General features: G+C 69.4%; 20 protein-coding genes and 2 pseudogenes. 14 read left to right on the forward strand and 8 right to left on the reverse strand.

Translation table 11 applies throughout. The features are described from left to right. Position 1: 1 nt before the first annotated feature. Genes WPS_RS06585 through WPS_RS06595 form a run of 3 tightly spaced genes read left to right on the forward strand, consistent with a single transcriptional unit; the run spans position 2 to position 3,881 of the window. Positions 2-2,446, forward strand: coding sequence for an endonuclease MutS2 (locus tag WPS_RS06585; RefSeq protein ID WP_317997043.1), 2,445 nt, complete (start codon positions 2-4; stop codon positions 2,444-2,446). Continuing rightward, on the forward strand, positions 2,443-3,642 hold the full coding sequence (gene tyrS / locus WPS_RS06590) for a tyrosine--tRNA ligase (RefSeq protein WP_317997044.1): 1,200 nt from the start codon (positions 2,443-2,445) through the stop codon (positions 3,640-3,642). The genes WPS_RS06585 and tyrS overlap by 4 nt, the downstream gene beginning before the upstream one ends. A 17-nt stretch (positions 3,643-3,659) precedes the next feature. Beyond that, entirely contained in the window at positions 3,660-3,881 is a 222-nt protein-coding gene (locus WPS_RS06595; protein WP_317997045.1) for a hypothetical protein, read from the forward strand. Positions 3,882-3,890: 9 nt separating this feature from the next. Here the strand turns inward: WPS_RS06595 and WPS_RS06600 are convergent, their stop codons facing one another. Both WPS_RS06600 and WPS_RS06605 read right to left on the reverse strand, forming a co-directional pair. After that, positions 3,891-4,187: an integrase core domain-containing protein gene (locus WPS_RS06600; protein ID WP_317997046.1), complete on the reverse strand. Its 297-nt coding sequence runs from the start codon at positions 4,185-4,187 to the stop codon at positions 3,891-3,893. A 100-nt stretch (positions 4,188-4,287) separates the two neighbouring features. Next, positions 4,288-5,052, reverse strand: a pseudogene (locus WPS_RS06605) (integrase core domain-containing protein); the annotation flags it as partial. Positions 5,053-5,131: 79 nt separating this feature from the next. Here WPS_RS06605 and WPS_RS06610 point away from each other — a divergent pair. Beyond that, a complete protein-coding gene (locus WPS_RS06610; protein ID WP_317994483.1) occupies positions 5,132-5,566 on the forward strand; it encodes a transposase in 435 nt (144 codons plus the stop codon). Positions 5,567-5,583: 17 nt separating this feature from the next. Continuing rightward, complete coding sequence (locus tag WPS_RS06615; protein WP_317997507.1) at positions 5,584-6,564, forward strand: IS3 family transposase; 981 nt, start codon at positions 5,584-5,586, stop codon at positions 6,562-6,564. A gap of 59 nt (positions 6,565-6,623) precedes the next feature. Here the strand turns inward: WPS_RS06615 and WPS_RS06620 are convergent. The 3 genes and pseudogenes from WPS_RS06620 to WPS_RS06630 form a co-directional block, all read right to left on the reverse strand. Then, positions 6,624-6,884, reverse strand: a pseudogene (locus WPS_RS06620) (helix-turn-helix domain-containing protein); the annotation flags it as partial. A 62-nt stretch (positions 6,885-6,946) separates the two neighbouring features. Further along, positions 6,947-7,558: a helix-turn-helix domain-containing protein gene (locus WPS_RS06625; protein WP_317997508.1), complete on the reverse strand. Its 612-nt coding sequence runs from the start codon at positions 7,556-7,558 to the stop codon at positions 6,947-6,949. Positions 7,559-7,647: 89 nt separating this feature from the next. Continuing rightward, positions 7,648-9,027 (reverse strand): aspartyl protease family protein, encoded by a 1,380-nt coding sequence (locus WPS_RS06630; protein ID WP_317997047.1) that lies wholly within the window; start codon positions 9,025-9,027, stop codon positions 7,648-7,650. A 16-nt stretch (positions 9,028-9,043) separates the two neighbouring features. Between WPS_RS06630 and WPS_RS06635 the strand changes: the two genes are divergently transcribed. The 7 genes from WPS_RS06635 to WPS_RS06665 are packed head-to-tail and all read left to right on the forward strand — an operon-like array spanning position 9,044 to position 15,255. Further along, positions 9,044-9,346 carry a hypothetical protein gene (locus tag WPS_RS06635; RefSeq protein ID WP_317997048.1) on the forward strand — a complete coding sequence of 101 codons (303 nt, stop codon included), beginning with the start codon at positions 9,044-9,046 and terminating at the stop codon, positions 9,344-9,346. A 40-nt stretch (positions 9,347-9,386) separates the two neighbouring features. Beyond that, on the forward strand, positions 9,387-9,749 hold the full coding sequence (locus tag WPS_RS06640; RefSeq protein ID WP_317997049.1) for a hypothetical protein: 363 nt from the start codon (positions 9,387-9,389) through the stop codon (positions 9,747-9,749). Between the two features lies 1 nt (position 9,750). Then, positions 9,751-11,313: a beta-N-acetylhexosaminidase gene (gene nagZ, locus WPS_RS06645; protein ID WP_317997050.1), complete on the forward strand. Its 1,563-nt coding sequence runs from the start codon at positions 9,751-9,753 to the stop codon at positions 11,311-11,313. Further along, positions 11,303-12,337: a serine hydrolase domain-containing protein gene (locus WPS_RS06650; RefSeq protein ID WP_317997509.1), complete on the forward strand. Its 1,035-nt coding sequence runs from the start codon at positions 11,303-11,305 to the stop codon at positions 12,335-12,337. The genes nagZ and WPS_RS06650 overlap by 11 nt, the downstream gene beginning before the upstream one ends. Before the next feature lie 7 nt (positions 12,338-12,344). Beyond that, positions 12,345-13,472, forward strand: a complete 1,128-nt coding sequence (locus tag WPS_RS06655) for an anhydro-N-acetylmuramic acid kinase (protein ID WP_317997051.1) — start codon at positions 12,345-12,347, stop codon at positions 13,470-13,472. Beyond that, complete coding sequence (locus WPS_RS06660; protein WP_317997052.1) at positions 13,469-14,377, forward strand: N-acetylglucosamine kinase; 909 nt, start codon at positions 13,469-13,471, stop codon at positions 14,375-14,377. The genes WPS_RS06655 and WPS_RS06660 overlap by 4 nt, the downstream gene beginning before the upstream one ends. Then, positions 14,374-15,255, forward strand: a complete 882-nt coding sequence (locus tag WPS_RS06665) for an N-acetylmuramic acid 6-phosphate etherase (RefSeq protein ID WP_317997053.1) — start codon at positions 14,374-14,376, stop codon at positions 15,253-15,255. The genes WPS_RS06660 and WPS_RS06665 overlap by 4 nt, the downstream gene beginning before the upstream one ends. On the opposite strand, the gene WPS_RS06670 is transcribed toward WPS_RS06665, so the two are convergent. Further along, positions 15,239-15,643, reverse strand: a complete 405-nt coding sequence (locus tag WPS_RS06670) for a GNAT family N-acetyltransferase (protein ID WP_317997054.1) — start codon at positions 15,641-15,643, stop codon at positions 15,239-15,241. The genes WPS_RS06665 and WPS_RS06670 overlap by 17 nt on opposite strands. 36 nt (positions 15,644-15,679) lie before the next feature. Here WPS_RS06670 and WPS_RS06675 point away from each other — a divergent pair, with 36 nt between their 5' ends. Then, positions 15,680-16,063, forward strand: a complete 384-nt coding sequence (locus WPS_RS06675; RefSeq protein ID WP_317997055.1) for a hypothetical protein — start codon at positions 15,680-15,682, stop codon at positions 16,061-16,063. A 9-nt stretch (positions 16,064-16,072) separates the two neighbouring features. After that, positions 16,073-17,632 carry a DUF4127 family protein gene (locus WPS_RS06680; RefSeq protein WP_317997056.1) on the forward strand — a complete coding sequence of 520 codons (1,560 nt, stop codon included), beginning with the start codon at positions 16,073-16,075 and terminating at the stop codon, positions 17,630-17,632. A gap of 3 nt (positions 17,633-17,635) precedes the next feature. Here WPS_RS06680 and mce read toward each other — a convergent pair whose 3' ends face one another. Together mce and WPS_RS06690 are read right to left on the reverse strand one after the other, a co-directional pair. Next, positions 17,636-18,064: a methylmalonyl-CoA epimerase gene (mce, locus tag WPS_RS06685; RefSeq protein ID WP_317997057.1), complete on the reverse strand. Its 429-nt coding sequence runs from the start codon at positions 18,062-18,064 to the stop codon at positions 17,636-17,638. Then, on the reverse strand, positions 18,061-19,638 hold the full coding sequence (locus tag WPS_RS06690) for an acyl-CoA mutase large subunit family protein (protein ID WP_317997058.1): 1,578 nt from the start codon (positions 19,636-19,638) through the stop codon (positions 18,061-18,063). The genes mce and WPS_RS06690 overlap by 4 nt, the downstream gene beginning before the upstream one ends. Position 19,639 lies beyond the last annotated feature (1 nt).

The following is a 19,639-nucleotide window of genomic DNA, read 5'->3' on the forward strand; positions in this document are numbered from 1 at the left end:
TGTGAACCGGCTGATCGACGAGCGCGGGCTCGAGGTGCTGGACTTCGGGCGCATCCGCGAACGGTACGCCGGCCAGACGCACGCCCCGCGCTCGCACGCGCGGGCGCTCGCCTGCGTCCCGACCGCCGATTTCACGCAGACGCGGACGCTCGTCGGCGAGACCGCCGAGATGCGTCTGCTGGCGCGCGAACGCGGCTTCGGGATGACGCGCATCGACGACGTCGACGAGGCGGTCGCGACCGCCGCGCGCGGCGTCGCGCTCGCCGCGCGGGAACTGCGCGCGATCGCCGACGCCCTCGCGGCCGCCGCCGCGGCGGTGCGCGGGATCCGCGAAGCCGATTCCGAGGTCCCGCGGCTGCGGCACCGCTGCGCGCCGTTCCGGGCCTTGCCGCAGGTGGTCGACCGCATCACCGACGCGATCGACGAGCGCGGGAGCGTCCTCGACCGCGCCTCGCCCGCGCTGGCGCGGATCCGCCGCGGGATCGCGCAGGCGCAGGACGATGCGCGCGACCGCGCCGCCGCGATCGTTCGCTCCGCGCGCTATGCGCGCGCGATCCAGGATGCGATCGTCACCGTGCGGGACGGGCGCTACGTCGTGCCGGTGAAGGCGGAGTTCCAGGGCGAGATCCAAGGGATCGTGCACGACACGAGTTCGAGCGGGCAGACGCTGTTCATCGAGCCGCTCGAGACGCTCGAAACGAACAACCGCATGCGCGCGCTGCAGGTGCAGGAGCAGGCGGAGATCGCGCGGATCCTCGCCGAGCTCTCGAGCCTCGTCGGGCGCGAGGCGGCCCAGATCGCGATCGACGTCGACGTCTACGTCGACCTGGACCTCGCCGCCGCGCGCGCGCGCGTCGCCGATCAGATGGATGCGGTCGCGCCGGAGCTCGTCGACGAGCCGGTGGTGCAGATCGTCGACGGGTGCCATTTGCTGCTGGGCGAGCGCGCCGTTCCGCAGTCGGTCGATCTGGGCGAGGAGACCCGGATGCTGATCGTCTCCGGTCCGAATATGGGCGGGAAGACCGTCGCGCTCAAACTGGTCGGGCTCGCGGTGACGATGACCGCGTGCGGGATGCACGTGCCGGCCGCAGCGGCGCGGGTCGGGCGCTTCATCCGCGTGTGCACCGACATCGGCGACGAGCAGTCGATAGCGCAGAACGCGTCGACGTTCTCGGCGCATCTGCGGCGGCTGGCGGAGATCGTCGACGCCGCCGACGATCGTACGCTGATCCTCATCGACGAGATCGGAAGCGGGACCGAGCCCAACGCCGGCGCCGCGCTGGCCGTTGCGGTGCTGGAGCGGTTTCTCGAACGGGGAGCGCGCGTGATGGCGACGACGCACGCGACCGAGTTGAAACTCTTCGGCGCCGGCCATCCCCACGTCGCGAACGCCAGCGTGCGCTTCGACCCCGAAACCTACGAGCCGACGTACCAGCTCGACGTCGGGTCGCCGGGCCAGTCGCTCGCGTTCGCGCTCGCACGCCGGATGCGGCTCGATCGGCAGGTCGTCGCGCGCGCCGAGGCGCTACTCGGATCGCAGGAGCGCGATTACGAACGCGCGCTCGCCGAGGTGACCGAAGAGCGCATTCGCGCCACGCGTGAGCGCGAAGAGCTGGCCCGCGAGCGCGCGCACCTGCGCTCGCTCGAAGACAATGCGCGCCGCCGCGGCGAGACGCTCGACCGCGAACGCCGCGAACTCGCGAAGAACGCCGACGCGCGTCTTGCCGAGGCGCTGCGTCAGTTCACGGCCGAGCTGGAGAAGCGCGCGGCGGAACGCGGCGAACGCGCGGGGCGCGCGCCGAAGGTGACGCAAGGCCAAGCCGACCTCCTCGCCCGTACGCTCGACCAAATGCACCGTGACCTCGGCCTCCCCCGTCACCCCGAGCGCGTCGACGGGCACGGTCACGCTGAGCTTGTCGAAGCGCAGCGACCGCTCACCCCCGGAGACCGCGTCCACGTCACCTCATGGGACCAGGACGGCACCGTCATCGAAGATCTCGGCGAAAGCGTGCTGGTGCAAGTCGGCGCGATGCGTCTTACCGTGCCGAAAGGCGATCTGCGGCGCAAGGGGGTGGCTGCGGGGCGTGAAGGGGCTGCGCTTCGACAAGCTCAGCGTGACGGGGGGCGACAAGCTCAGCGTGACACGTCGCGGGACGGGGGCGGTGAGGCGGCGTTGGAAGTTGTGTCGAGCGCGCAGACCGAGATCGACGTGCGCGGAAAGCGTTTCGTCGAGGCGGAGCCGCTGGTCGAGCGCTGGATCGACGATGCGATCATGCTGGGGCATTCGCCGTTGCGCCTGATCCACGGCAAAGGGACGGGCCTGCTCGGACGCGGGCTCCAGCAATACCTCAAGGCGCATCCGTTCGTGCAGAACGTCCGCTACGGCAACGCCGACGAGGGAGGCGGCGGGGTGACCGTCTTTGAACTCCGGTCGCCGACCTCATGACCACCACGAAAACGGCGCGCGAGCGCGCCGAATTCCTCACCGACGGCTGCGATCACGTCGAGACGCTCGCCGAACTGACGGAGCGGATCGCGACCGGCGCGCCGCTGCGCGTCTACCTGGGGCTCGATCCGACGTCCGCCGATTTGCACATCGGTCACGCGGTCGTGCTGCGCCTGCTGCAGCGCTTCGTCGACGACGGCCACGACGTGATCCTCCTGATCGGCGACTTCACCGCCCGCATCGGCGATCCGAGCGGCCGCAACGCGCTGCGCCCGCCGCTCTCGACGGAACAGATCGAAGCGAATATGCAAACCTACGCGGCGCAGGCCGGCAAGGTGCTGGATATGTCGCGGGTCACGCTGAAATACAACAGCGAGTGGCTCTCGAAGCTGACGTTCGCCGACCTCTACAAACTGCTCTCGCAGACGACGGTCGCGCAGATGCTCGAGCGCAACGACTTCGCCCAGCGTTACGCGCAGGGGACGCCGATCGCGCTCCACGAGTTTGTCTATCCGGTCGCGGTCGCGTACGACTCGGTCGCGATGCACGTCGACGTCGAACTCGGCGGCTCCGACCAGCTCTTCAACTTGCTGATCAGCCGTCCGTATCAGGTGCATGCGGGACAGCGCCCGGAGATCTGCATCACCGTCCCGCTGCTCGAGGGGATCGACGGCGAGAAGAAGATGTCGAAATCGCTCGGCAACCACATCGGCCTTACCGATGCGCCGAACGATATGTTCGGCAAGACGATGCGCATCCCCGACGCCCTGATCGCGCGCTACGCGCGCCTCGCCGCCTGGCGGAGCGCCGCCGAGGTCGCCGCGCTCGAACGCGGCCTGGCGGCCGGCGAGCGCAGCCCGATGGACGAGAAAAAGCGTATCGCGGAGGAGATCGTCGCGCTCTATCATGGAAGCGACGCCGCCCAAGCGGCCCGTGCGTGGTTCGAAAGGACGATTCAGCGCGGCGAGATTCCGGCCGAGATGCCGGAACTGCCGCTCGACGGGCGAACCAAACTCGTCGACCTCATCGTCGCGGCCGGCTTTGCCGACTCGAAGCGCGCCGCGACGCGGCTGGTCGCCGAAGGGGGCGTGCGCATCGACGGCACGCCCGTCACCGATCCCGCCGCGCGCTGGACCGCCCCGCGCCCGGCCGTCCTGCAGGTCGGCTCACGCAAATTCGTCCGCGTCATCCCGTAGAGGAACACACACCCGCCATGGCTGCCGTCACCTACACCTCCGCCGGAAACATCAACGGCCCGACGTTCACCTGCCCGCGCTGCAATCGCGTTTACGCGTATCCCGTCGACCACGGTGCGCCGGTGCGCTGCGAGTGCGGCTGGTGGTACACGAATCTCGGCCACGGAAAGATCATCGAGGAGTTCCGGCCGCGCATCGGCGGCGCGAAGACGAGCGGACCCGAAAAAGCCGCCGACTAGCTGTCGAGACTACGCGCCTCGTTTACGGGCCGCGGCCCAACGTGAGGCGGGGGTCTCGTAGTTGATGGCCGTGTGCCGGCGGTCCTCGTTGTAGTACCGGAGCCACGCCGGGAGGGCGTCTCGGCGCTCGTCGCTGGTGCGATAAGCGACCGCGTACGCCCACTCGCGCAGCATGGTCTGGATGAAGCGCTCCGCTTTGCCGTTCCAACGCGGCGTGTAGGGCGGCGTGAAAATGTGTCGCGCACCGATCGACCTCATCATTGACTCGAACGCGTTCGAGCTGAACACTTTGCCGTTGTCAGTCATGACTCGTTCGATTCGCACGCCGTCGACTACTAAATCTAGCTACTATGTGATCTGACAGTCGTACGATCTTGCGGTAGTGTCAGAGAGGTTGGGTTTCAGTCTAAGCGATCTGTTTCTCTTTCGCAAGGGAGACACTGTCGACGAATGTCTGCATCGGCGTCTTGCCGTAGCACCAGCGTCCTTGATGCGGACGCTGCGTGTTGTACTCCTCGGTCCACGCATCGAGGTCCCGCTGCAGTTGCTCGAGCGACGTGTAGATCGTCTTGCGAAACGCGATCCGATAAAACTCATCAAGCATCGTTTTGTGAAAACGCTCGACGATGCCGTTGGTCTGCGGATGGCGTGCCTTCGTTCGGGTGTGGTCGATGTCTTCGATCGCCAGGTAGAGCTCGTACGGATGTCCCTCACGCCCGCAAAACTCCGTGCCGCGGTCGGTCAGGATCCGTTGCAACGTAATCCCGTACTCTTCGTATAGCGGTAACACGCGATCGTTGAGCAGGTCGGCCGCAGTGATTGGTGTCTTGTCCAAATAGAGCTTCGCGACGCCCACCTTCGAGTAGGTGTCGATGAAGGTCTGCTGGTAGATGCGGCCGACGCCCTTCATCGTCCCAACGAAGAAGGTGTCCTGCGCGCCGCAGTAGCCGGGGCACTCACTCTCGAACTCGCCGTGCGCTTCTTTCTCGAGCTTGGCACGCTCCAGCGCCACGACTTGCGCCTCAGTCAGGACGAGCCCATCTTGGGCGCTCTTTGCTTCCAGCGCTTTGAGCCGTTTCTTCATCGTCTCAAGATCGTGTCGCAGCCACACCCCGCGAAGTCCCGCCGGCGACATACGCATCCCACGCTTGGCGAGCTCGTTCGCTGCGCGCACTCCCCATGTGTCAGGATGATGTGGTACCAGCTCCCTCGGAAAAGTTCTGTTAAGCTGGGGCTGTCAGGAGCATACCATGAACCCACCCTCAAACGGTTCGCCGCCGTCGATTGAGCGTCGGCTCTCGATTGTCGAGACGCCGGTTCAGCGGCCGACGCGACGTCGCTTCTCGGTCGCCGAAAAGGCGCGTATTGTGAACGATGCTGATGCCTGCGAGTCGGGTACGGTCGGTGCGTTCTTGCGCCGCGAAGGCATCTACTCTTCGCAGCTGTACGCATGGCGCAAGGAGCGCGATCGCGGCGATTACGATCCAAAGGAAATTAAGGCCCGAGCTCTCGATCGTAAGGAAGCCGAATCGCTCAAGAAAACGAACCACGAGCAAGACATTGAGATACGCAGGTTGCAACGCAAGATCGCGCGCTTGGAGCTTCTCGAAGACATCCGAAAAAAAGCAGCGGGGCTCTTGAACATCGAGTACAAGAGCCCCGAGTTCGACGACCTGGACGACTGATCGATGTTGCGCTCGAGCTGTGCGCAACGGCACCCGAACGCGCGACGTGCCTTGCGCTCGGCGTGAGCCGCTCGACGTTACGTCGGCGGCGCAAACCCGCAGGCGAGCGCGCGCTGCTCAAGACGATCGCGCGCCGCAACGCATTGAGCGAAGCCGAGCGCCGGTATGTCGCGGCGGTGTTGTGCTGCGAGCGATTTGCAGACCTTGCCGTGCCGCAAGTCTTCACGCGCCTGCTCGACGAGGGAACGTATCTGTGTTCGGTAAGCACGATGTATCGCATCCTACGAGCAAACGCGCAAGTCCGCGAACGGCGGCGTCTTGCGCGCCATCCCGCGCATGAGAAGCCACGCCTGGTTGCTAACGCGCCGCGACAAGTCTTGACGTGGGATATCACCAAGTTGCCGAGTTCCGTCAAGGGCGTGTACTTTTCGTTGCTCGTGATGATCGACATCTTCAGCCGATACGTCGTCGGCTGGACCATCGTGCGGCGTGCCAACGCCGAGATCGCGGCGGAATTCATTCGTGCGACGCTCCTGCGCGAAGGAATCGAGCCGCGACAAGCCGTCGTTCACAGCGATCGCGGAACCGAGATGACCGCGCAGCCAGTGTGTGATCTTCTCGACAAGATGGGCGTCGCGCGATCCTATAGCCGCCCGCGCGTGAGCGACGACAATCCGTTCATCGAATCGTCGTTCAAGACGCTGAAGTACCAGCCGACGTTTCCATCGGCGTTCGGATCGCTTGAGGACTCGTACGCGTTCTGCTCGCCGTACTTTATGTGGTACAACAACGAGCATCGCCATTCGGGAATTGCGATGTTGACGCCGGCGGCGGTACACTTCGATCAGGGCGAAGCCATCCTCGCCGCGCGTCACAAGACGATGATCGCTGCTTATGCGTTGCAGCCGCATCGCTTTGCCGCTGGCGCGCCAAAACTCGCAACAATTCCGAGCCAAGTCTGGATCAACGAGTCGAAGGCTGCCGACATCGCCGCATGACCAAGATGCTCACAAACTCCCGCAACCTGCTGGTATCAAATTACTTGACAAGTTCCGACTTGACCGTACGCAGGGAACTCGATCGCAAGATCGACAATCGCATCCTCGACTTCGGGAGCAATGCGGTTCTTGAGGTTCGGCTTTCGCTTGGTGATCTCGGCCAAGGCTAGATCGCCGCCCGTCTCGTAGAGGTCTTTGAAACGGTAGAAGCTATCACGGCTGTAACCCATCACGCGGCAGGCTTCAGTCACATTTCCGAGCTGCTTGCCGAGCTGGAGTAGGCCCACTTTCGCCTTGATGACTTTTCGGTCGCTGTTCATGGATGGCTCCTCAGGAGGATTCACCACCGGTATTCGACAACCGTCAGATCAAATCCTGACTTCTACACATAAAGAATCGCGAGCCGCCGCAAGAAGTCTGCGGCCGAGGTCGCGTCTTCCCGCGTGTATACGCGTGTTTCAGTCCGGCGGCTGGCATCGTCGACCGCGACAAAGATGACGTCGTAGCCGACGTGCCTGGAGCACTTCGTGCGATCGCCGTGGATGCGGTGCCCCACGCGCTCAAATCGTGCGATCTTCTTGATGTCAATGTGAACGAGCTCGCCGGGTCGGCGATACTCATAACGCTGCGTAAAGCGGGCCGGCTCGAGGTCGCGCAGACGCGCGATGTTGAGCCGCTTGAGTACCTTGATGACCGTCGAGCGCGCCATCGACAGTGCTTCGGCGATTTGCCAACCGAGTAGCCGGCGAGTGCGGCGAAGCCGGTCGATCTGCCGTTCAACCGCCTTTCGGACGCGCGTCGGAAAGCGAATTGCAACGGGTCGCCGATCGCGCAGACCAGACTCTCCGGCCTGCGCAAAGCGGGCAAGCCACTTGTACACCGTCGGCCGGCTGATCTTGAAGCGCCGAGCCACCGCGGCAACGGCCTCACCGGCCTGAACCAAAGCGACAATTTCCCGCCGGATAAGGGGCGTCGTGCGGGCCTGAGGGTGCATAATCACAGGGCTGACCTCCGGAGAAGTAGGCGTCGAACACCCACCTCTTCGGGGTCAGTCCCTGTCAACGATGCGCGTGGTCTCTACAGCTAGGGAGGGGCCGCGCAGCCCAGCCGTTCGTCGCGCTCGTCGAGTTCGATCGTGCAGCGCGACCACATGCCGGCGCCGACGTGCGCGGTCGTCTGCGTGCGATTGACGGTTGCCCGCGTCGCTCCGAGTGCGAGCGGGCCGATGCGCACCTGCGGGATCGTCACGATGAACGCGTCGTTGCCGCCCGCGACACCCTGCGCCTGAACGCGCACGGCGAGGGGCCATTGCGGGCCGCGGCGATAGTCGGCGTACCCGAGCGAGACGATCGCCGCGTCGCCGGTATCGAGGAGCGCGCGGACCGGCGCGCCGTCGAACGACGCGTCCACGAGCGGGACGTTGCCGTCGAAGCGCAGGGGGACGATCTCTCCGGCGGCGACGCGCTGCGGCGCGGTGATGCGCACCCGTCGCCGCGCGCGGTCGATCGCGACGTGCACGCGCGCGAGCAGATCGGCGCCGACGACGACGTCGAAGCGCTCCTGCGCGACCGCGGGGATCACGGCCAGCCGCAGGCGCTCGAACGCCGCCGCGCCGGCCGCCAGGCGCGGCGCGTCGACGAAACCGGTCACGAAGCGCGAGAACCCGGCGATCTCCAGTTCGCCGCGAGGTTCGAGGCCCAGCGCCTCGGCGAAGTTGAGCGTCAGCGCGCTCGGCGTCGCGCCGGAATCGAGCAGGCAGCGCGCGTCCCGTCCGCCGAGCGTGCACGGCACGATCGGGACGCGGTCGGAGAGGAGCGGGACGGTCCCCTCGCCGGCAAACGCCGCCGGGGCTCCGTCCGGCGGGTCGAGCGGTTCGGGGACGGTCTCGACGCGCGCGTAGGAGCCGGTCTGCAGGCCGCTTCGCTCGAGCGCGAAGGCGGCGCTCCCCGCATGCCCGGTGCGGCTGAACCGCTCCAGGACGGCCCCGCTCGCGTCGGTGACCGTGCGCAGGGCGCGGGTCGCGGGGTCGATGCTGACGACGAGCGGCGCGCCGTCGGCGGCGCGAACCCGCCAGGTCCCGCCCCCGGCCGGCTCGGCCGTGCCGCCGCCGGCTCGGAACGCCGGCTCCGCGAACGCCAGCGACGCGATCGCGGCGAGCGTGCGGCGCGCAGGCAGATCCGCGGTATCGACCGGAAGTGCGACGTCGTTCAGGCCGAACGCCCACAGCCGCCGGCCGTCGAACCACGAGCCGCTGCAGGCGTCCGCGATGCAGCGCCGTTCGAGCTGGAGCGGCCCGAACTGGTCGAGCGTGAGCCGCTGCCGGCGGCCCTCGAGCGTCGAGTCGGCGACCGCGCGCAGGTGCACCAGCGCCGGATGGCCGTTCGCCGCCGCGATCGCCGCGAGCGGGTCCGGCGGCGCCGCCGCCGCGATCGTCAGCGCGGCGGGAAGCGCGAGGACGCGCACCGCGAATCGCATCGAGGTGGAAATGCACCCCCTCGACGGCTACCTCCTCGACGGCACGCCGTCGAAGGCCGAGGCGATCGCTGCGGTCCTGCGCGTGCGCTCGGCCGACCCGCGCGCCCAGCCGTTCTATCGCGCGCTCGACCGGGTCGGCGTGCGCGCCGCGGACGATGCGCTGCTGGCCCTGCGGCTGGTGCTCGCCGGCAAAGTGCCGACCGACGAGGCGATCGTCGCGATGCGCGCGCTGCGCAAACGCGTGCACGACGGGGAACCGGGCGCCCGAGAGGTCTATCGCTCGGAGGTAGGGGCCTCGCCGGAATGACGCGGAACGGAAGGGGCTCCGCATGCGTTCTTCAAGAGCAATGCTCCGTTTCGCGTCCCTCGTCATCGCCGTGGGTCTCGTTGCGGTGCCTGCGGCCGCCTTTGCCGAAGGGAAGTCGCCGGCACCGGCTCCGAGCGCATCCGCCGCGGCCGATCCGGGTCCGCGCGACGGCGGCGTCCTCGAGGGCCGCGTGACGAACGTCGACTACGGCCGCGGCATCATCAGCATCGATTCCGCGCAGGGACGCGTCGACGTGAACACGATGCCAACCACCTCGGTGCAGGGGAGCGATCCCGGCTACCACACGATCACCGACGTCGCAAAGGGCTCGAAAGTGCAGATCTTCATCTCGAAGACGGCCGGCAAACTCGTCGCGCAGATCATCAGACTCATCAAGCACTAGCGTGCGCAGCGATCTCGCCGCCCTCGCGCGCGGCGTCATCGGCGTCGGTTTCACCGGAACCCGCGGCGCCGACGCGCCGCTCGAGGAGCTGCGCGCGTTCGCGCCGGGCGCGGTCATTTTGTTCGCGCGCAACGTCGGGATGCTTGACGACCTGCGCGATCTGGTCGCGTCCCTGCGGGCGCTTGCGGCGCCGGCGCCGCTCATCACGGTCGATCAGGAAGGCGGCCGCGTCGCGCGCCTGCGCGACGGTGTCGCGCCGCTGCCGTCGGCGATGGCCGTCGGTGCGAGCGGCGATCCCGCCCTCGCCGAGGGGCTCGGAACGCTGCTGGGGCGCGACCTCGCACGGCTTGGGATCAGCGTCGACTTCGCCCCGGTCGCCGATCTCGCGCTGCAGCCGGCGAGCCTGGTGATCGGGACGCGCGCGTACGGCGACGATCCGCAGCTGGTCGCCGCGTTCGCGGGCGCGTTCGCGCGCGGACTCGAACGCGGAGGCGTGGCCGCCGCGGTGAAGCATTTTCCCGGGCACGGCGCGACGGCGGACGACTCGCACGTCGGACTGCCGCGGATCGATGCCTCCAGCGCGACGCTGCGCGCACGGGACCTGGTGCCGTTCGCGCGGGCGATCGCCGCCCGCGACGCATCGATCGTGATGACCGCGCACGTCGTCGTCGATGCGTTCGACCGCGAGCGTCCCGCGACGCTCTCGCCGGCGATCCTGCGCGGCCTGCTGCGCGAGGAACTCGGTTTCAACGGCGTCGTCTCGACGGATTGCATGGAGATGGATGCGATCGCGAACGGCGTCGGGACGGTGCGGGGCGCGGTGCAGGCGCTGGCGGCGGGCGCCGACCTCGTCATGATCAGCCACCGCCTCGACCTTGCGCGCGCAGCCGTCGATGCGATCGCGGCAGCGGTGGAGGACGGTACGCTCCCGCGTGCGCGGCTCGAAGAGGCGCACGCACGCGTGCACGCGCTGCGGGCGCGGTTCGCGCACCTTACGCCGTTCGACGGCGAGCTCGATCCGGCGCTGCCGCTCGAGGCGGCGCAGCGCGCGGTGACCGCGGTGCGCGGGGACGTGCGCCTGCATGCGGGAAAGCCCGTCACGGTGATCTCGTTCGAGGGAAGCGCCGTCGACAACGCCGCAGCGTCGGGAACCGCCGCGCGCGCCGTCGAGGAACCGTCGCTGAGTTCGGCGCTGCGCCGGCGCCGCTGGAAGAGCGAGGTGATGCGCGTTCCGCTCGAACCCGACGCCGACGAACTCGACCTGCTGCTGGAGCACGTGCCGCGTTTGGGCGACCGTGAATTTGTCGTCGTGACGCGCAACGCGCACCTCCACGACGCGCAGCGTGCGGCCGTCGCGCGCATCCTCGCACTGGTGCCGGGCGCCCTGATCGTCTCGGCGCGCGGCCCCTTCGATGCGGCCTGCTGGCCGCAGGCGCGGCGCGTCGCGTGCCTGTACGGCGATCAGCCGCTCTCGTTCGAAGGCGGCGCCGACGTACTCTCGGGGCGCGTGGCCGCGACGGGCGCGCTTCCGGTCCGGCTCCCCGAGCAGGCCGCTGTTCGCTGAGGTCGACGCCGCGGCGCGCGCGGCGCTCGGCGTCCGCTACAGCGCCGCGGTCGTGCGGATCGAACACCGCGGGACGGTGCGCTTCGAGCGCGCGTACGGACGCACGCGCGACGACGGCCCGTCGCGCGACGTCGGCGTCGATACGCGGTTCGATCTGGCGTCGATCACCAAGGTCTTCATCGCGTCAATCGTCCTCGACGACGCGGCGCGCAGCGTCGTCGCGCTCGACGAGCCGCTGCGCGAACTCGTCCCCGAATGGGACGGCGCCGACCGTGCGCGCATCACCCTGCGCAAGATCCTCGCCCACGACGCCGGCTTCAAGAGCGGCGCCGACTACCGCACGCTGCTGGCGCGCGACGTCGAAACGTTCGCGCTGACCGAACCGCTCGCCGCACCGAGCGGCGAGCGCGTGATCTACAGCGATCTCGGTTTCATCGCGCTGGGCGTGATCCTCGCGCGCCGTCACCGCCGAGGCCTCGCGACGCTCGTCGCGGAACGCCTGCGCGGATGGGGTGCCGCCCGCACCGGGTACGTTCCCGACGCGGCCGAACGCGACGCGATCCCGGCGACCGAGTCCGACGCGTGGCGCGGCAGCGTGCAGGGGACGGTGCACGACGAAAAGGCGCATCTGCTCGGCGGGATCGCCGGTCACGCCGGCCTCTTCGGCACGGCGCGCGACGTCGCGCTACTCGGCGAATGGTTTCTCGGGCCGCTGCACGGCCGCCCGACGCCGCTGGCGCCGGCGTTCGCGCGCGACGCCGTGCTGGAAGCGGCGCACGATCCGATCCTGCGGCGCGGCCTGGGCTGGGCGCTCAAGACGAGCGACGAGAACTCGTGCGGTCCGCTGATGTCGGCGCAGACGTTCGGCCACACCGGATTCACGGGGACGTGCGTGTGGGCCGACCCTGTGCGCGATCTGAACGTCGTCTTCCTCACCAACGCCGTCCACCACGGGCGCACCGACATTCGCGCGCTGCGCGCTGCGGTGTGCGACGCCGCGGTGCGGGCGATCGACGCGGCGTGAGCGCGCGATGCTGATCGCCGGCGTCCTCTCCGGGACGTCGCTCGACGGAATCGACGTCGCGATCTGCGACGTGCGAGCGCGCGGCGCGGGAGTCGCCGTCGAGTGCCTGCGCTTCGCGACCGCGGCGTTCGACGAAGCACTGCGCGCGCGGATCCTGCGTGCATATCCGCCGGCCGCGGTGAGCGTCATCGAACTCTCCGCGCTGCACGCGCGCGTCGGCGAAGCGTTCGGCGACGCGGTGCGCGCCGCAGCCGCCGGGCTCGCGCTCGACGCGGTCGCCTCGCACGGTCTGACGATCGCGCACGACGGCGCGGAGCGCGAGACCTTGCAGATCGGCGATGCGTTCCGCATCCGCGAGCGCACCGGCTGCACGGTGCTGTACGACTTCCGCAGCGCGGACACTGCGGCCGGAGGCCACGGTGCGCCGCTCGTCCCGTTCGTCGACGCCCTGCTGTTCGGAGCGCATGCGCCGTGCGTCGCGCTCAACCTCGGCGGGATCGCGAACATGACGGTCCTGCCGCAGGCGATCGCGTTCGACACCGGTCCGGCGAATCTCCCGATCGACACGTACGTGCAGATGCGCGGCGACGGCTCGCGTCGCTACGACGTCGACGGCGAGCTCGCGCGCAACGGCGCCGTCGACGTCGCCCTGCTCACCCGCATGCTCGACGATCCGTACTTCCGGCGCCTGCCGCCGAAGACGGCCGGCCGCGAAGAGTACGGTGCAGCGTATGTCGCGCGCTGGCGCGAAGAACTCGACGCGCTTGGGTACGCCGACGCGGTCGCGACGCTGACCGCGCTGACGGTGCGCTCGATCGCCGATGCGTTCTGGACGATGGCGCCGCGCGTGCCGCTGCTGATCGTCAGCGGCGGCGGCGCGCGCAACCCGGCGCTCGTCGGCGGCCTGCGCACTCTGCTTCCGGGCGTCACCGTCGCGCTGAGCGACGCCTACGGCGTCGACGCCGACGCGAAGGAGGCGATCGCGTTCGCGGTCCTCGGCTTCACGCTGTTGCGGGGCCGGCCGGCCGGGATGCCGCAGGTGACGGGCGCGCGCGGACCGCGCCTGCTCGGCGCGATCGCGCCGCACGATCTGGAGGCGCTCCTGCGCCGGGTGACGGAAGCACCGTCTTCATGATCGCGATCGGAGTCGATGCGGGGGGAACCTCGACGGTGGCAGCGCTTTCGCGCGACGGCGACGCCGTCCGCGAGGCGCACCGCGGCGGCGCGAACGCAGCGGTGATGGGGATCGACGACGCGGCCGACGTCATCATCGGCGCGATCCGCGACGTCCTCGACGGCGCACACCCCGACGCGATCTACGTCGGCGCCGCCGGTGCCGCCCGGCCGCGCATCGCCGACGGGATCGCGGAAAACGTCCGCGCCGCGTTTCGGAAGGCGCGCGTCGCGGTCGGCGACGACACCGCGATCGCGCTGCGCGCAGCGATCCCGGCCGGCGACGGCGCGGTGCTGATCGCGGGGACCGGCTCGGTTGCGTACGCCGAATGCGGCGAGCGCGCGCAACGCGTCGGCGGTCTCGGCTATCTTGCGGGCGATGAAGGTTCCGCGTTCTGGATCGGATTGCAGGCGATCAAACTCTACGGCCGCGTCCTCGACGGTCGCGCCGCGCGCGACGAAACCTCCGAAGTCGCTGCGCGCGCGCTCGACGCCACCGACCGCACCGCCTATCTCGACGCGCTCTACGAAGCGCCGCTGCGGCCGTCGGCGATCGCCGCGCTCGCCCCGAGCATCATCGCGTTCGCGGGGAAGGGCAATCGCGCGTCGACGAAGATCGTGCAGCAGGCGGCGCAGGAGCTCGGCGACCTGACGAAAGCCGCGCTCAAAGCGGTGGACCTGCTCGACCGCTCGCCGCGGGTCGCGCTCGCCGGCGGCCTCTTCCGCGAGAACAGCCTGCTGACGTTTCTGCTCGAGACGCGCCTCAACGGCGACGTGCCGGGCCTGGCGATCGTGAAAGGCGGCGACGAGCCGGTGCGCGGCGCGCTGCGGCTCGCCGAACGCGCTGCGAGCGCCGCGAGCGCGTGAGCGGTCTGCCCTCGACCGAGGCGGTCGATCCGGCGACCGCGCAGATCGATCGTCTCGACGACGTCGCGCTCGCGCGCACGCTCGCCGAGGCGCATCGCGGCGCGGTCGACGCCGCCGTCGCGCAAGCGTACGCGATCGCGCGCGCGACGACGCTCGTCGTCGAGGCGATCGAATGCGGCGGCCGTGTCGCCGTGTTCGGCGCCGGCACCAGCGGACGGCTCGCGGTGCTCGACGCCTCCGAACTGCCGCCGACGTTCGGACTCGATCCGCAGGTGGTGGAGGGGATCATCGCCGGCGGCGACGCCGCGCTGCGGCGCGCTGTCGAGAACGCCGAAGACGATGCCGACGCCGGCGCGCGCGCGGCCGACGCGCTCGTTGCGCACGACGTCGCGATCGGAATCTCGGCGAGCGGCGGCGCGGCGTTCGTGCGCGCCGCGCTGCAGCGCGCGCGGGAACGCGGCGCGCGCACGATCGCGGTCGCGAACGCGCCGGGGAGCCCGCTGGCCGCGCTCGCCGACGTTGCGATCGTCGCCGACACCGGCGCGGAGCCGATCGCGGGTTCGACCCGGATGCGTGCCGGGACCGCTCAGAAGATCGTGCTGAACACGATCTCGACCGGTGCGATGATCCGGCTCGGAAAGACCTACCGCAACCGCATGGTCGACGTCGTCGCGACGAACGCGAAACTGCGCGCGCGCGCCGAGCGTTTGGTGCGCGAACTCGCCGGCGACGTCGATGCCTCCGCCCTGCTCGCCGCCGCCGGCGGCTCGGTGAAGACGGCCGTCGTCATGGCCCGCCGCGGCGTCGACGCCGCCGGCGCCGAACGACTGCTGCGCGATGCGCGCGGGCGGCTCGCACGCGTCATCGATCCAGCGTGACGATTGTCCCGCCGTGCGGCACGTAGCCGCGCGCGGCGAAGAATCCCTCGAGCGACGAATCGCCGGCGAACGATGCTTCGACCCGCGTGACGCCGAGCTGATCGAGCCGGCCGTGCAGCGTCGCGAGCAGAGCCGAGCCGATTCCGCGGCGCCGCCGGCCGGGAACGACCCACAGGTCGCGCACCTCGGCGACGAGACCTCCACGTTCGGTCGAAATGCCGAACGCGACGGAGACGCACGACGCGGGTATATCGTCCTCGTACGCCAGCCAGACGAAGCCGTAGTCGGGACGCTCGATGAACAGCGCCAGCGCGTCGCCCAGCGCGGCGTCGTCGGCGCGGAACGCGCGCATCAAGGCGAACGCGTCGTACCGCTCCGCGCTGGCCATCGTCCTGCATTCGATCACGAAAGTAACCTCACCACGATGCCTTTCGCTCCGCTCCTGCGTACGCTTCCCGTCCTCGCGCTGATCGCGGCTTCGACGGCCGTCGCGTCGGCGAACCTGACCGAGCGCCAAGGCTCCGCGGTCGCGGGCGGCAAGATCCGCGACTACCACGGGTACGTCCGCCACGTCTCGACCGAGAACATTCGCGTGCACTGCGTCGACGGCACGCCGGCCGACCTCTCGTTCCTGTACGCGCCGAATTTCGCGACCCTGCTCTCCGACGGGAAGAGCGTGCAGACCAAGGACCTCAAACCGAATACGCCGGTGCACGTCGAATTCACCCAGTCGCTGGGGATCCGCAAGGCGTACAAAATCTACGTCGCCGACCCGCACGGGCGCGGGCTCTACGGTTTCAAGAGTTAAAGCGCTGCCGTGACGAACGGCGACGCGATGCACTCGATCGCGGCGCTGTTCTCGGCGGTCCTGGCCCTCACGTTCGTCGTCGTCCCGCTGGACGACCGTCCGGTCACCGCGCAGCTTCCGAAACTGCTGGGCGCGATCGCCGGAGTGCAGGTGGTCGAGCCGCCCGTACCGCTGCTCGGACGCTATCTCACGCCCGGCGATCCCGACGCGATCCTGCGCTGGCTTCGCAGCGAGGCGCCGGCCGACGCGCGCGCCTACATCGTCTCGAACGACATGGCCGTCTACGGCGGGCTCGTCGCGTCGCGGATTCCCGGCGTCTCGCGCGCTCTCGCCTACACGCGCGTGAGCGATCTCGCGAGCGTGCGCGCGTCGCGCCCGGCGGCGTCGTTCGCCGTGTTCGGCACGGTCATGCGCCTCGCTCCGACCGGCGTGCCCGCGACCGGCGGCGCAAAGACGTTCCCGTTCGCGGGCGACGTGTGGCCGCTCGTGCAGACGTACGCGAACTTGCCGGATCCGCCGCAGACCGCCGAGCAGCAGGCGCTGGCGGTGCGCCTGCGCGCGCGGCTTGGGACGAATTTGGACGCCTATCTCGCCACGCGCGCCCGCAACCGCGACGTCGATCTGTTCGCGCTGCGCACGGAGGCGGAGGGCGGTTTCGACCGCGTCCTGCTCGGGCAGGACGATGCGGGGCCGGTCGGGCTGCACCTGCGCGATCTGGCGGCGCTGCGGCGTTTCAGCGCGGCGTGGCTGACGCCGGCGCGCGCGTCGATCGAGCCGGGCGCGGACGAGTTGGCGATGGTGCTCGAGGGTGCCGCGCTCGCGCGCGAAGCGCGCGTCGTGCCGCGAGTGCGCGTGATCTACTCGCGCGCCGACGGCGGGACGGTGAACGATCCGCTCGAGTTTGCGCCGATCGCGACGACGATCGACGACATCATCCGCAGCTGCGGGGCGCGTCAGGTCGCGGCGGACGCGGCGGCCGACGTCGACCTGTTCGTGCGCGTTCCGGCAACGAGCGACGCCGACGAGCAGACCTTCGTCGCGCGCATCGCGGGGGATGCGCCGCCGCGCCTGCGCGCGATCGCCGACCTCTCGTTCCTCACGCCGGACGACTACGTGCAGCAGCGCCGGCTGACCGGCGACCTGATCGACGCCGGCGTTGCAGGATCGATCGATGCGTTCGCGTCTTGGAACACCGTCGCCAACACCGTCGGCACGGCGCTCCCGGAAGCGATCGCCGTGATCGCAGGGCGCCGGCTGGGCACGTACGACGCGCGCGCGCACGCGACGTTCACGCTGATGCGCTACGTCGACGACGTCGCGTTCCACACCGTCGTGCGGCCGAAGATCAACGACGACCTGAGTGCCGGCGGAATCGATGACCACACCTATCTCGAAGGCGACGTCGCCCGCCGCACCGATGCCGAGAACCGCGCGCTGCTGTGGCCGGCCGGTCTCGATCTGCTGGCGCGCATCGCAGCGCAGTACCGCGATGCGGGCTTCACGATCACCTTGCCGTGGGACCGCACCTTCGAGACGAAACTCGACGTGCGGCTCGCGCCGAAGCGCTGAGTCTCAACCCTCGCGGGGCGGGCCGCCGCCCGGCGGCTGGCAGAGTTCGACGAGGACGCCGCCGGTCGACTTGGGGTGCAGAAACGCGATCGTATTGCCGTGCGCGCCGCGGCGCGGCTCTTCGTCGATCAGGCGGATCCCGGCGGCCTTCAGACGCGCGAGTTCGGCGCGGATGTCGGCGACGCGGTAGGCGGTGTGATGCAGTTTCGTCTGCGCGTCGCCGCGGTAGCGGGCGATCGGGGACTCCTCGTCGAGCGGGCGCAGGAGTTCGATGACCGCGTTGCCGGTCCGCACGCCGACGGCTTCGATCCCCTGATCGGCGACGATCTCGCGGTAGACGAACGAGAAGCCGAGGGTCTGCGTGTACAGCGCGATCGCCGCGTCCAGGTCTTTGACGACGATCGCGACATGATCGATCGGCGCGTCGATCATGCGATGCGTTCGCGGGCGACGTGCGTGCCGAACACGTCGCGCAGGACGTTGCAGATCTCGCCGAGCGTCGCTCCGGCGTCGACCGCCTCGATGAAGCGCGGCATCAGGTTCTCGGTCCCTTCGGCGGCGGCGCGCACGGCGTCGAGCGCCGCGCTTGCGCGCGCCGCGTCGCGCGCTTCGCGAAACGCGCGCGTCCGCGCGACCTGATCGCGCTCGATCGACGGGTCGATCCGCTGGATCGGCATCGAGACGACGTCGCTCGCGTCCCCGAAGCGGTTCACCGCGACGACGACCTGTTCGCCGCGCTCGATCTGCTGCTGGGCGCGGTAGGCGGATTCGCCGATCTGATCCTGCATCCAGCCGCTCTCTACCGCCGCGACCGCGCCGCCCATCGCGTCGACCTCCGCGATCAGCTCGCGCGCGCGCGCCGTCAGCTCCTCGGTGAGCGACTCGACGTAATACGAGCCCGCCAGCGGGTCGACGACGTCGGTGACGCCGCTCTCGAACGCGATGATCTGCTGCGTGCGCAGCGCGACGCGCGCCGACTCCGCGGTCGGAAGCCCGAGCGCTTCGTCCTGTCCGTTGGTGTGCAGCGACTGCGTCCCGCCGAGGACGGCCGCGAGCGCCTGCAGGGCGACCCGGACGACGTTGTTCTGCGGTTCCTGCGCGGTGAGCGTCGAGCCGCCGGTTTGGGTGTGAAAGCGCAGCATCTGCGACTTCGGATCGGTCGAGCCGAACTCGTCGCGCACGATCTGGGCCCAGAGCGTGCGGGCGGCACGGAACTTCGCGATCTCTTCGAAGAAATCGTTGTGCGCGTTCCAGAAGAAGGAGATGCGCGGTGCGACCGTGTCGACGGAAAGCCCGGTGCGCTTCGCGGCGCGCAGGTACGCTTTCGCGTTGGCGAGCGTGAACGCGATCTCTTGGAGCGCGGTCGAGCCCGCTTCGCGGATGTGATAGCCGGAGATCGAGATCGTGTTCCAGTTCGGGACGTGTTCCGCGCAGTACGCCATCACGTCGGTCACCAGCCGCATCGACGGCTCGGGCGGATAGATGTAGGTGCCGCGCGCGACGTACTCCTTGAGCACGTCGTTCTGAATCGTCCCGCCGAGCTTCTCGAACGGGACCCCGCGCCGGCGCGCGACGGCGAGGACGAACGCGAGCAGGATCGACGCGGGCGCATTGATCGTCATCGAGACGGTGACCGCGTCGAGCGGGATACCGTCGAAAAGCGTCTCGACGTCGGCAATCGTGTCGATCGCCACGCCGACCTTCCCGACCTCGCCGCGCGCCGCGACGGCGTCGGAATCATGGCCGAGCTGGGTCGGCAGATCGAACGCGACCGACAGGCCGGTGACCCCGTTTGCCAGGAGGTAGCGGTAACGCTCGTTCGACTCCGCCGCGGTAGCGAACCCGGCATACTGACGCATCGTCCAGTGCCGTCCGCGGTACATGTCGCGCCGGATCCCGCGCGTATACGGGAACGTCCCGGGGAGCGCGCGGCGGATCGGCGGGGCGGTTTCCTCGTAGACGGGCTTCAGCGGGATTCCGCTGGCGTTGATCTCGCGCGCACTCACA

Origin of the sequence: Vulcanimicrobium alpinum (assembly GCF_027923555.1) — a bacterium.
Taxonomy (GTDB): domain Bacteria; phylum Vulcanimicrobiota; class Vulcanimicrobiia; order Vulcanimicrobiales; family Vulcanimicrobiaceae; genus Vulcanimicrobium; species Vulcanimicrobium alpinum.

What these genes read in the sequence shown, in the direction of transcription:
- tyrS (WP_317997044.1), top strand. Translation starts at nt 2,443, where the DNA reads ATGACCACCACGAAAACGGCGCGCGAGCGCGCCGAATTCCTCACCGAC.
- WPS_RS06595 (WP_317997045.1), top strand. Translation starts at nt 3,660, where the DNA reads ATGGCTGCCGTCACCTACACCTCCGCCGGAAACATCAACGGCCCGACG.
- WPS_RS06600 (WP_317997046.1), bottom strand. Translation starts at nt 4,187, where the DNA reads ATGACTGACAACGGCAAAGTGTTCAGCTCGAACGCGTTCGAGTCAATG.
- WPS_RS06610 (WP_317994483.1), top strand. Translation starts at nt 5,132, where the DNA reads ATGAACCCACCCTCAAACGGTTCGCCGCCGTCGATTGAGCGTCGGCTC.
- WPS_RS06625 (WP_317997508.1), bottom strand. Translation starts at nt 7,558, where the DNA reads ATGCACCCTCAGGCCCGCACGACGCCCCTTATCCGGCGGGAAATTGTC.
- WPS_RS06640 (WP_317997049.1), top strand. Translation starts at nt 9,387, where the DNA reads ATGCTCCGTTTCGCGTCCCTCGTCATCGCCGTGGGTCTCGTTGCGGTG.
- WPS_RS06655 (WP_317997051.1), top strand. Translation starts at nt 12,345, where the DNA reads ATGCTGATCGCCGGCGTCCTCTCCGGGACGTCGCTCGACGGAATCGAC.
- WPS_RS06660 (WP_317997052.1), top strand. Translation starts at nt 13,469, where the DNA reads ATGATCGCGATCGGAGTCGATGCGGGGGGAACCTCGACGGTGGCAGCG.
- WPS_RS06670 (WP_317997054.1), bottom strand. Translation starts at nt 15,643, where the DNA reads ATGGCCAGCGCGGAGCGGTACGACGCGTTCGCCTTGATGCGCGCGTTC.
- WPS_RS06675 (WP_317997055.1), top strand. Translation starts at nt 15,680, where the DNA reads ATGCCTTTCGCTCCGCTCCTGCGTACGCTTCCCGTCCTCGCGCTGATC.
- mce (WP_317997057.1), bottom strand. Translation starts at nt 18,064, where the DNA reads ATGATCGACGCGCCGATCGATCATGTCGCGATCGTCGTCAAAGACCTG.